Source organism: Vibrio clamense (genome assembly GCF_050337905.1).
Classification (GTDB): domain Bacteria; phylum Pseudomonadota; class Gammaproteobacteria; order Enterobacterales; family Vibrionaceae; genus Vibrio; species Vibrio cortegadensis.
In genome coordinates, this window is the sequence record NZ_JAKJTJ010000025.1 from 83,153 (window position 1) to 95,473 (window position 12,321).

A 12,321-nucleotide genomic window follows, 5' to 3' on the forward strand; every position below is an offset into this window, starting at 1 on the left:
TATGAATACTACTAATCGCAATACTATATCTACTGCAAAACGTGTCTTCGATTGCATTGGCGCGTTCATCGGGCTCATTTTATTTATGCCATTATTCCCGATCATTGCTCTGATGATTGTGCTCACCTCACCTGGGCCGGTATTTTATCGTCAAATGCGAGTGGGAAAATCAACACCTGAACAAATGGCGCTGTTTGACATCATTAAATTCCGCACCATGTACCAAGATGCTGAATCTCGTTCTGGCGCGGTTTGGGCGACGGAAAATGATCCCCGAATTACCCCTGTAGGTCGATTTTTACGTAAAACTCGACTTGATGAAATTCCGCAGCTTTTCAATGTTCTCAGCGGTGATATGTCATTAATTGGCCCTCGTCCAGAGCGTCCTACCTTCTACCAAAAGCTTGAAACTGCGATCCCTTACTTTGCTGACCGCACTTACGGTGTGTTGCCTGGAATTACGGGACTAGCGCAAGTGAACCAAGGCTACGACACTTGCTTAGATGATGTACGTCGTAAAGTGGGGTTTGACCATAGTTATGCCCTATCTCTATCGAGCTTATCCAGTTGGTTCTCGACCGATATGAGCATATTAACTCGAACCATTATGGTGATGGTTGATGGTCGTGGACGATAAATAGAACTTATTTAAGAGAAATTCATATGCTCAATACACGATAGCCTTTACTTTGTAGAGGCTATCTTTTTATCACACTACGTAATAACGCGCGTATTTTGATTTTTGTCACACGCCAGTGCGTAATCGGTCGCGTTGGTGCCGTGTTAACTAAATGCTCAAAGCGCTGCTGATTAAGCTCTGACTTACCACCGTGAGCAAGTAAAAGCGTTTTTACATTAAGGTGGTATACACGATGTAGTGAATCTCGATATTTATTGGGATGGAAAATAGGAAATGGCGCGATAAGCTGCTTTTTGACTTCAACCATTAAGTCAGCCACATAAAGAATACTCTCACTGGCGCAATACACCGACAAATCTCTGTCTGTATGCCCCGGAGTCTCCAAGACTTGCCAATCCTCAAAACCCGGAATTAAATCACCATCATTAAGTTTATAATCCGGTTTTAATTTCCGTGAATACCACAAGTTTCTTTTCGGAATACCCATGCGATTGGCCATCCACCAAGCCAATGCAAGATCGGTAAGATGCATTAGCCATCCATCTGTCCCAGAGTACCAATCCGTTTTCTTGTGGGCGGAAACGATTTTACAACCCGTTAATCGCCTAAGTTGATGCGCTGCGCCAGCATGATCAGGATGCATGTGCGTCACCACAACAATGGTTAAGTCATTGAACGATCGCTGCAATGTTTCTTCAATATATGCCCTAATGGTTGATACATCAGCACGACTCGCCCCATCAAGAAGCATCAATTTATCTTCATATTCAATAAGATAGATCTTTTGTATGTAACCTTGGATTGAATGTAATTTCACGAATCTTCCTTGCTCGATAACTGGTCAGACAACCTAATTAATCATTTAGCATAGCACCATTGATCCAATATACAACGGGCCTAATCGGCGTAAATAGCTCTCTTAAAAACAACAACCTCCATAAATACTTCATCTCCCTGACATTTTTTAGTAACAAGATTGTCACAAGCTCGAACCAGTATAGCGTCAAACGAAACGTCTAAAGTCTCGTTCGAAACCAACCATCATTAATAAGGAAACTATGATGAACAAGCTATGGTTATCGGGTCTGCTTACTGCAACCATTTCAGGTACAAGTTTCGCAGCAACAGATCCGTCGGTAACAGAAGTAACTTGGTGGCACGCTATGGGCGGTCAATTAGGGGAAACCGTTAACAAGATCGCGACAGATTTCAATGCTTCTCAGCACGATTACAAAATCGTACCCGTCTATAAAGGCTCTTACACTGAAACTTTAACCGCTGGTATCGCCGCATTTCGAGCAAACCAAGCACCTAACATCCTACAAGTGTTTGATGCTGGAGCAGCAACAATTATGAACGTGCCTGGCGTAGCAAAACCAGTACAAGATATTTTGGTGGAATCGGGCTATGAATTCAATTCGAAGAACTATTTGGCAGGTGTACGTAATTTCTATGCTGACAGCAAAGGAAAAATGGTAGGCATGCCTTTTAACAGCTCAACGCCTGTTCTTTACTACAACAAAGATATCCTTGCAAAAGTGGGTGCTAAAGCCCCAGAAACCTATGAACAATTAGAAGTGCTGGCAGCGAAGTTAAAAACAAAAGGTTATGTGACTTTTTCGCAATCACATACCCCATGGATAATGTTTGAGAATTTTAAGTCACGCCATAACCTACCTCTCGCGAACGAGAATAATGGCTACGATAACCTCTCTTCTTCATTGATGTTCAATAGCAAAGACATGGTTATGCATTTTTCCAAAATGAAAGAGTGGGCTGATAAGGGTTACTACAAATACTACGGCAGTGATTGGGATGCTAACCAAACCCCATTTGAACGACAAGAAGTCGCGATGTGGATGGGCTCATCGGGTTCTTTCGGCGGGCTACGCAATCGAGTGAAATTTGAGCTAGGCACTACGTACCTGCCTTACTGGAAATCAATAAATCCAGATGCAGGCCTAACGTTCATTGGTGGTGCAGCCCTGTTTGCTCTTGATGGAAAACCAAAAGCAGAAGAGCAAGGTGTGGCGGCTTTCTTTGACTATTTAACCAAGCCTGAAACTCAAATGTATTGGCATAAAACAACCGGATACGTACCGGTGACCAACGCCGCTTATGAGCTTACCAAGCGATCAGGTTACTACACCGAACAACCGGATGCAGAAGTGGGTGTCAAACAACTTAGTCTTGGTGCTGGTGAATGGACAAATGGTTACCGACTCGGTTTCTATCCTCAAATCCGAGAAGTCATGCACCGCGAATTTGATAATATTTTTGCTGAACGTTCTTCTGTAGAGAACAGCTTAAACAAAGTAGAAGTCGAAAGTGCACAACTTCTCAAACGCTTTGCTCGAACCATCAAATAATTCATTGATGAGTTAGGCGTTGATAATCGAAACACACAATGATTATTATCGCGGTTATCAAAGACCGTTAGCAAAATCACCATCAGCACATTTGTGTTGCCCTATCGCCTTTTGTCACTCTCAAATAGAAACGCAGAAAGTGACAAAGAGGCGTTATTCCTAAATATAGTAAATAGGAAATATTGTGGAACATCGTCAGCAATTCTTTCATTCACCATTGCCGTATCTCTTTTTAGCACCGCAGATTGTGATCATTGCCGTTTTCTTTCTTTATCCCGCCGCTCAAGCTGTATACCTCTCATTTATGCTTGAAGACCCATGGGGAATGTCATCCACGTTTGTTGGAATTGAAAACTACCAAATGCTTTTCGAATCCAGCGAGTATCTGAAATCGATTGGTTTTACGCTTTTATTCGCCGTTATTGTCTCTTTTCTCTCTTTGGCTCTTGCGTTATTACTTGCCGTAAAGGCAGACAACGTCATTCACGGACAAGGGCCGTACAAACTAACCCTAACTTGGGTATACGCCGTCGCACCTGCTATTGCCGGAATCATCGGAGGCTTTCTCTTTAACCCTCATATTGGTGTATTAACCGATGCATTCGCACTGTTGGGGTGGGAGTTTAATTTACAAACGGATCCCATTGACGCCACTTTCGCTCTGATTTTAGTCTCAGTCTGGAAGCAAATTTCAGTCAATTTCATCTACTTCCTCGCGGGCTTACAATCTATTTCTTATGCCGTTAAAGAGGCGTCAATGCTCGACTGTGTCAGTGATTCCAAGCGATTTTGGACCATTACCTTCCCCTTACTGGCCCCAACTGGTTTTTTCTTGCTGGTGATCAATTTGACGTATTCATTTTTTGAAACCTTTGGCGTGATCGACACAATGACATCAGGAGGGCCGGGAGGAACAACCACCTCGCTGGTTTACAAAGTCTATCGCGACGGGTTTGTTGGCGCCGATCTCGGAGGCAGTTCCGCTCAATCCGTAGTGCTACTTTTGTTGGTGTTAACACTGACATTTATTCAATTTAGATTCGTCGAAAAGCGTGTTCACTATTAATGACTAACGCTATTTTTAAACACAATACATAAACCGCTTATAACGCTCTATTAAGGTCTAGAACTATGAAAAGCAATCGATTCTCCGATCACCTTATTTTGATCGCAGGAGCTTTATTCATGCTGATTCCAATTTGGCTGATTTTTGCAAGCTCGACGCACAGCCCAAATACGATTGTTAGCGAAGGGCTTCAATGGTTGCCCGGCGATCACTTTCTTGATATTTACAGCGAGGCTTGGAATAAGAGTCTTGGTTTTGGTGGGGATGTCACTGCCAAATCTATGATCATCAACTCAATGGTCATGGGACTTGGGTTTGCCATTGGAAAAATCATCATCTCAATGATGGCGGCCTATGCATTAATCTATTTTCGCCTGCCCTACGCCACCGCCTGGTTTTGGCTTATCTTTGTTACGCTTCTTCTTCCATTAGAAGTCCGAATTATTCCCTCTTATGAAGTCGTTTCTGGCTTAGGGATGTTAAATAGCTATACCGGTTTGATTCTTCCACTCATCGCATCTGCAACCGCCACATTTTTCTTTCGTCAGTTTTTCAAAACGATTCCAGACGAATTGTTAGAAGCCGCTCAACTTGATAATGCAGGCCCTATTCGCTTCTTGTTTGACATATTGCTTCCGCTTTCTAAAACAATGATAGCGGCCATTTTTATCATTATGTTTGTTGTCGGTTGGAATCAATATTTATGGCCAATCATGATGACGACAGATGAAGGCTACAACACGATTGTGATGGGCATTAAGCAGATCTTAAATAATATTAACGAAACCAACTCACCTCGTTACGACTATGCCTTTGCCATGGTCATTCTCGCCATGCTTCCTCCTGTATTGGTGGTCGTGATATTTCAACGATGGTTTGTTAAAGGATTAGTCGAAAGTGAAAAATAAATTACGCAACTTTACTCAAAACAGCATGCTAATAGTGATGGTTCTCACTCTAAAACGGATCACATTCAATCTATCAATACCGTTAATTTCGATTCACAGCCCAAGGAAAGCATCATGTTGAACATTAAACAGCTTGTTAAAACCTATGAGAATGGACACCAAGCAGTGAAAGGCGTCAGTTTAGAAATTAAAGACGGTGAATTTCTGGTGCTTGTCGGACCTTCAGGTTGCGGAAAATCGTCAATTTTACGATCGATTGCCGGTTTAGAATCGATAACATCCGGTGAAATTCATCTAGCTGGTCGCCGTGTCGACAACATTAAACCAGCCTTACGAGATATCGCGATGGTTTTCCAAAACTACGCACTGTATCCGCACATGAGTGTTTACGATAATCTTGCCTATGGTTTAAAGAATCGCGGTGTTGATAGACAATCTATTGCCGAAAAAATTAGCAAAGTATCCACCACACTTAAAATCGAAGAATATCTAGATAGGAAACCATCGAAACTTTCAGGTGGTCAACGACAACGAGTTGCAATGGGGCGTGCGATTGTTCGTGACCCACAGCTGTTTCTATTTGATGAACCTCTCTCCAACTTAGATGCGGCCCTAAGAGCACACATGCGTTTGGAGATCAAAAAATTGCAACGTGAACTCGCGGTAACCAGTGTCTATGTAACCCATGATCAAGTAGAAGCAATGACGCTGGCTGATCGAATTGTGGTATTAAATCAGGGTAAGATAGAGCAAGTAGGCACTCCAAAAGAAGTGTACCACCAACCTGCAAGTCAGTTCGTTGCGAGCTTTATTGGCAGCCCCGCCATGAACTTCATTCCCGCGACAATAGACAATGGTTATTTAGAAATGGGGAAACAGCAGATTTATCTCAGTGAATACTCTTATCTTGAACAGCAAGATATTGTGGTCGGAATAAGGCCAGAACACGCTGAGATCTCACCCATTACTCCAACGATATCGATAACAAGTCCAAACGTAAATACACTAGAAAACCGCTCACTCACGCTTAGTACCTATATACACGTTGTCGAGCCTCTAGGCCCAAATCAGCTCGTTCACGGCAAGATCAATGAGCACCCTTTTATTGCTGTAACACCTGAAATGGATTTAGATACTAATCACCCTTTATCAATCCATGTCAGCATGGCTAATTTGCATATCTTTTCTTCCACGGGAAAACGTATAGAGCCAAGCCGAAGTTTGCCGAATACTTCAATTGCACCCACAACATTGCTATGTAACCGTGCATCAAGAATGTAGCCGCACCGCCAGAATGTAAGCGCTATAAACCGGTTGTCAGTGGTACACTACGTGAAATTAAGCGACTATTTATCGATCAAACTACTGACAACATTGAACAATTGTGCCAATTTAACGACGTTGAATTGATCGCCTCACTTTAAGGATAAAAAATGACGCCACTGATTGTTGGCCACCGAGGAGTGGCAGGAACTCATCCAGAGAATACGATGGCAAGCATACAGCAAGCTATAGCGTTAGGTTTGGACTGGATCGAAGTTGATGTTCAGCCGACAAAAGATGGTGAGCTAGTGATCTGTCACGATCACACGATTGACCGATGCAGTAATGGTAAAGGCCGTGTCGATTCCTACACCCTAGCCGACTTGAAAGCACTGGATTTTGGTTCGTGGTTTGATACCCAATTCTCTGGTGAGCTCATTCTGACATTAGATGATTTATTGCACATCGCCGAACAACATAATTTGGGATTAAACCTAGAGGTCAAAGTTGACCAACATGACTCTCAAGCCGTTGTTAAGCAATTAAAAAAACAACTTGAGCAGTCGCCTATGCCCAAGAACAAATTATTGTTATCGAGCTTTAGCCACGATGTCATGCGTGAGCTGCACCAGCATTGCGGGGCTTATCGATTAGCCGTTATCAGTGAAAGGTTGAACGATAGCGTGCGTTTGTTACTGTCTGAAATCAATGCTTTTAGCTGTAACCTTAACTATTTCTGGTTAGCAGAATCTCATATTAAAGAGCTTCAAGACAATGGTTATCAAGTCTGGTGTTTTACGGTTAATACGCCGGAGTCATTCCCTCTTTTTGAGAGTGTCGATGCTATCTTTAGTGATTTCCCCAGTCGCTTTAATCTCTAAGCATGTTGTTCTAATAAAGATAAAGACACACACAAAAAAAGCCAGCAAGATTTACTCACTGGCTTTTTTTATTCTTAGTCTTACGATTAATCGTTATTCACAATTAAGCACGAGACAGATGCACTTCTTCTTCTTTGGCACCCGCTTCTGGATTATTGAAGCGTTCTAGATCTAATGCACCTTCAGATTTTGCTACGATACAGCTTACCGCACTATCACCTGTGATATTGACTGCTGTACGAATCATATCGAGCAGACGGTCAACACCCATAATAAGAGCAATACCTTCTAGCGGTAAACCAACTTGGTTTAGTACCATTGCTAGCATGATAAGACCTACACCTGGAACGCCTGCAGTACCTACTGATGCAATCGTAGCGGTAAAGATAACCGTTAGGTAGTCACCCATTGTAAGATCAATATTGAATGCTTGTGCGATAAATGCCGTCGCCACACCCTGCATAATAGCAGTACCATCCATGTTGATGGTTGCACCTAGTGGTACGGTAAACGAAGCAATTTTGTTATCAACACCTAAGCGGTTCTTAACCGTTTCCATCGTAACAGGAATCGTTGCATTGGATGAGGCTGTTGAAAAAGCAAACATCACTGCATCTTCCATCTTACGTAGGAATGTAATTGGGCTAAGGCCAGTAAATGATTTTAGCATCACACTATAAGTCACTAAGCCATGCAAAATTAACGTACCCGCTAGCACTAAGAAGTACTCTGCAAGGTTAACAATTGCACTCAAACCTAATCCTGTAAATAGTTTTGCCATCAGGAAGAACACACCGTAAGGGGCGATATTCATCAGCAACGCCACAAGTTTCATGATCACTTCATTTAGATCACTAAACACAGCCGCCATACGCTCACCAGGTTTACCCGCAGCACTCATAGCGATACCAAACAGAACCGCAAACACGATCACTTGAAGCGTTTTACCTTCTGCCATCGCATTGATAGGGTTAGTTGGGAACATACCTATAATCACTTGACCCAACGTTGGGGCTTCAGCTGATTGGAATGTAGTTGCAGCCGTTAAGTCAGCACCTGCGCCCGGTTGGAACACGTAACCCATTGTTAGAGCCAGTGTAATCGCAACAGCAGTGGTCGTAATGTAGAAAGCTAATGTCTTACCACCAAGGCGACCTAAGGTCGTGACATCTTTAAGAGAGCTTGTACCACATACTAGGGAGACAAAAACAAGCGGCACTACTAGCATTTTCAAGCTAGCAATAAATATTTTTCCGCCGACCTCGAATAGGCCATTAACAATATAAGCGTCGACAAATCCGTTTTCAGCAAACAGAGCTCGAATCGCGAACCCAGTCAAAATGCCTGCAATCATACCGACAATTACGCGGCCAGTTAGAGACATTGGTTTCTTAGTATTCTTCATGAACACTCCTTAAAATTCCACTTTGACAACATTACAAAGCGTGTCGGAGATTAGCAGGAGGATTTACTAAGATAGAAACAAAATTTTTCTTCACCACAGTCAATGTGACTTGAGTCACTATAAATCACAACCCAATTAACACAAAATAAACAAAATAAAAGCAAGACCAAAACAATGTAGCGTACAAATCACACAGACTGCTTATATGCAACACAATAATGCATGCATTAGTCCAAGATTTGACTTTAAGTTTACATTGAATTGATACTTACCGTATAACAAACCATCCCATCTCATCCGCAACTAAGTAACTGAGTAACTGAGCAACTTAGCCGTGGATGAGACAAATTCACTCTATAGCTTACATTTACAGGCCTTGAACATACTGCGCTTTAGTCGAGATCGTGACTAAATCGTCTAACTGTTCCTGAGAGCCTTGTTCGCCATTAAGTAAAGCTTCAAAAAGTTTGACCAATTCCGCTTTGTCGTGCATCTCTTTTGAGCCAGATCCAATATTAGTAAGGTCAATAAAGAACTCATCAAACAGCTCTGAAAAATCACTTACCGCATCATAGTTCAAAAATTGCTCATGGTTATAGATGCTAGGATATCCTCCCTTCTGTTTATCAACAGCGAATGAGACACCTTTAACATTCGTAATCGTGGTCGCTTTTTCACATTTGAGCATGCAACCCGCTTCTATACTCGGCTTATTACAACCGACCGTGCGTTGGAAAAAGCACTGACGACTGGTCATCATTAGAATGGGGTGATAAATGCTGTAGAACATTTTGAAGTTTTCTGGACGAGTAATATTACGGATCTGACCACGGTTGATTTCATTTGAAATAAATGCACCAGCACAATTCAACTCTTCTTTTAATTCAAGTAGAGCATAAGAGTTTGTGGTATTCATAAATGGGCCAGCCACCCACTCTATACCCATTTCGTAGGCTTTGTATGCGATACCCGTATTATTAGTCACAATACGCGCTGGCTTCACCTGTTCCAGTAGCTTAATCGCTTCGTCATAGTCCTTTCCGATCAGTACAGCAGGAAACCAAGGGATCAAACGTGGATGCTCAGATAGAATATCAATGTACTTAGTGCAATTACGTTTGAAGCTTTCAGGCAATTTAAAGTAGATATCAGCGTCGGTAACGTCACACAGGTGCAAATCGCTCACATCACTGATCAACATAGAAAGGGTTGGTTTCTTATTTACCTTCTGATGTTTAACTAGCTTCGGTACTTCAACATGCTTAATGAGCTTAACGCCACCATTCAGTGTAGACGCTGCTTCATCTTTTAATAACGAAATCTCTTTAAATGGGATACTCAAACCATTTTCAAATTGAGAAAAATCGAACCCTTTCAAAATGTAATTTGCATTATTGAAACCATTAAAACGACTTTCTAATAAAGCTTGAGTGATAGGCTTCTCATCTGCTTTCGCGAGGCATGATGTTGACTCAACAACTAACGTCTGTAGATCGTCCCCTCTTTGTAATGTCATAGAGAGTGTTAACGGCTCACCTTGCTTAGCGCTAAATGAGAGTGACAATGATGTTTTATCAATATCTAGAAACTTGATCTTCTCTTCTAACTCAGCCCCAAGCGCATTCTTTCCTGTGTATAATTCATCTTTCACGTCTTGTATCTGAACAACCGATATCGCGTTATTTTTCTCGATAGCATAATTCACGCTGTTATCACGCGGATTATCGATAAACATATCTTTGGTCAAGTTGCCTTTCAAAAATGAGTTCGTGAAATTACGGTTGAACACTTTGTGCAAGTTCGAATCATCTTCGATCAGATCGCCACTCTCAATAAAGCTATCAATCTGTTTTCTCCACGTATCGACGACGGTATAAACATAATGAGCCCCTTTAATGCGCCCTTCTACTTTAAGAGAATCAACACCTGCATCGACTAACTCAGGCAGATCATAGTAAGCCGAGTTGTCTTTGAGGTTTAGGGGGTACTTATTACCAGCAGCGGTGACTTCATATTCATCACGACAAGCTTGGCTACACCGGCCTCGGTTACCTGAATTACCGACACTCACCGAGCTTGAGTAACACTGTCCTGAGAATGCAATACACAGTGCACCATGAACAAAAACTTCTGTTAATACGTCATGATCGTGTGCAACAGCGGTCAGCATCTTTATCTCTTTGAGATTCAACTCTCTTGATAAATTAGCTCGCGTTGCGCCAATTTTTGAAAGGAACTTAATTTGCCCTTCATTGTGGGTGGTTAATTGAGTAGAAGCGTGAATGGCAAGGGTTGGGAAATACTTCTTAACCAGATTAAATAGCCCCAGATCTTGGACAATAATCCCATCAATCTTAGTGTTCACTAGCTGATTAAGTAACTTGGTAATGCTCTTTATTTCATGCTCAAGCAATACCACATTTAATGTCAGAAACACTTCACATCCATATTGATGGGCAAGTCGAACGACACCATTCAAGTCATCAAATGAAAGATTGGAGGCTCTATTACGTGCATTAAAGGTATCCAAACCACAGTAAATCGCATTGGCACCTGCCACAATCGCTGCTTTAATGGCTTCAACATCACCACCCGGTGCTAATAACTCAATTTTCCTACTCATTTTGAAGCTGCTCACTTTGTAATTTTGTAATATTTTTTTGAGCCAGCATTCTACCTGTATCACTTATTTATTACCACGAATAAGACTTTTATTGATTTACATCAGAACCTCAATCGATAAAATATAGTTCTGCAATCAATTTCAACCTAAGAGTTTCCGTGCCATTACCTATTTTGTACTCACTACGACGCTGCCCTTATGCCATGCGAGCAAGAATGGGCCTTCTGCTTGCAAAGCAGTCCGTGTTGATTCGTGACATTGTCACTAGAAATAAGCCAGCAGAGCTTCTAAAGGCTTCACCTAAAGGCACGGTGCCAGTTTTAGTCCTGAATAACGGTGATATCGTTGAACAAAGCTTGGATATTATGATCTGGGCATTGACCAATAATGACCCAATGAACTTACTAAGGCGCCCACGACGAGAAGCAACACAGGCTCCTGAAGCTTGCCTCCAAAAATCTTTGTCTCAATCTTTATTTCCGTCTCAAGATCAGAGTGGAGAGATGATGGAGCTTGTGACCTATAACGACAGCATATTTATTACACAACTAGAACAGTACCGCGCGTCAGTCCGATACCACGATTCTAATCAAGCACAGTATCGACAACCCTGCCTAAACTTTATTGATAAATTAGAGCAACGTCTTTCAAGTCATCAATTCTTATGTGGGGAGACTTCTTGCTTAGCGGATTACGCATTATTTCCGTTTATTAGCCAGTTTTCACGGGTCGACCGTAAATGGTTCGTAGAAGCTGGTTATCTCAATATTCAGCGCTGGTTGACCAATCATTATCAAAGTCAGTTATACACAAAAATAATGGTTCAATACCCACAATGGGTAGAAAGTCGTAAGGAGTTTTTACTTAATTAGACATCGTTAACATCTAGCATTCATAAAATAGCGACGTATCTGTAAGGTTAGACACGCCTAAATTACCTTTCAACGACAACTTTATTGTTTATTTTTTGAACATGTTTTGTGATCACCTACTCAATTACGACAAGATCGACGCTAAAATAATTAACCAGTTTTTGATGGGTAATTAGTTATATATTTGTATTATTTTTTATTAAGCAGTTGCTTACATTGCTTTATTAATGCAACACCAGAACAAAAACCCTTAACCTTTTTGGGATATTATTTCACAAATCGCCATATGCACAC

The 12,321-nt window shown here is 41.7% G+C and carries 10 protein-coding genes; 7 read left to right on the plus strand and 3 right to left on the minus strand.

Annotated elements, in window-relative coordinates; translation table 11 throughout:
- Position 1: 1 nt before the first annotated feature.
- The gene (locus L4C39_RS13850; protein WP_017051604.1) at positions 2-637 is read left to right on the plus strand and encodes a sugar transferase; all 636 of its coding nucleotides are present in this window, start codon (positions 2-4) and stop codon (positions 635-637) included.
- 61 nt (positions 638-698) lie between these two features.
- Here the strand turns inward: L4C39_RS13850 and L4C39_RS13855 are convergent, their stop codons facing one another.
- The gene (locus L4C39_RS13855; RefSeq protein ID WP_171756712.1) at positions 699-1,457 is read right to left on the minus strand and encodes an MBL fold metallo-hydrolase; all 759 of its coding nucleotides are present in this window, start codon (positions 1,455-1,457) and stop codon (positions 699-701) included.
- Between the two features lie 244 nt (positions 1,458-1,701).
- Between L4C39_RS13855 and L4C39_RS13860 the strand changes: the two genes are divergently transcribed.
- From L4C39_RS13860 to L4C39_RS13880, 5 genes are all read left to right on the plus strand, one after another.
- Positions 1,702-3,009, plus strand: coding sequence for an extracellular solute-binding protein (locus L4C39_RS13860; protein ID WP_261889491.1), 1,308 nt, complete (start codon positions 1,702-1,704; stop codon positions 3,007-3,009).
- 184 nt (positions 3,010-3,193) lie between these two features.
- Positions 3,194-4,075 (plus strand): ABC transporter permease subunit, encoded by an 882-nt coding sequence (locus tag L4C39_RS13865; protein WP_113795595.1) that lies wholly within the window; start codon positions 3,194-3,196, stop codon positions 4,073-4,075.
- 65 nt (positions 4,076-4,140) lie between these two features.
- On the plus strand, positions 4,141-4,983 hold the full coding sequence (gene ugpE / locus L4C39_RS13870) for a sn-glycerol-3-phosphate ABC transporter permease UgpE (protein ID WP_371711336.1): 843 nt from the start codon (positions 4,141-4,143) through the stop codon (positions 4,981-4,983).
- Between the two features lie 114 nt (positions 4,984-5,097).
- Positions 5,098-6,264 (plus strand): sn-glycerol-3-phosphate ABC transporter ATP-binding protein UgpC, encoded by a 1,167-nt coding sequence (ugpC, locus tag L4C39_RS13875; protein WP_216599593.1) that lies wholly within the window; start codon positions 5,098-5,100, stop codon positions 6,262-6,264.
- A gap of 152 nt (positions 6,265-6,416) precedes the next feature.
- Positions 6,417-7,127 (plus strand): glycerophosphoryl diester phosphodiesterase, encoded by a 711-nt coding sequence (locus tag L4C39_RS13880; RefSeq protein WP_429746449.1) that lies wholly within the window; start codon positions 6,417-6,419, stop codon positions 7,125-7,127.
- A 103-nt stretch (positions 7,128-7,230) separates the two neighbouring features.
- Here L4C39_RS13880 and L4C39_RS13885 read toward each other — a convergent pair whose 3' ends face one another.
- Positions 7,231-8,532 carry a dicarboxylate/amino acid:cation symporter gene (locus tag L4C39_RS13885; protein WP_113795603.1) on the minus strand — a complete coding sequence of 434 codons (1,302 nt, stop codon included), beginning with the start codon at positions 8,530-8,532 and terminating at the stop codon, positions 7,231-7,233.
- Positions 8,533-8,899: 367 nt separating this feature from the next.
- The gene (locus tag L4C39_RS13890) at positions 8,900-11,155 is read right to left on the minus strand and encodes a peptidase U32 family protein (protein WP_429746452.1); all 2,256 of its coding nucleotides are present in this window, start codon (positions 11,153-11,155) and stop codon (positions 8,900-8,902) included.
- A gap of 215 nt (positions 11,156-11,370) precedes the next feature.
- Between L4C39_RS13890 and L4C39_RS13895 the strand changes: the two genes are divergently transcribed.
- Positions 11,371-12,027 carry a glutathione S-transferase gene (locus L4C39_RS13895; RefSeq protein ID WP_429746566.1) on the plus strand — a complete coding sequence of 219 codons (657 nt, stop codon included), beginning with the start codon at positions 11,371-11,373 and terminating at the stop codon, positions 12,025-12,027.
- Positions 12,028-12,321 lie beyond the last annotated feature (294 nt).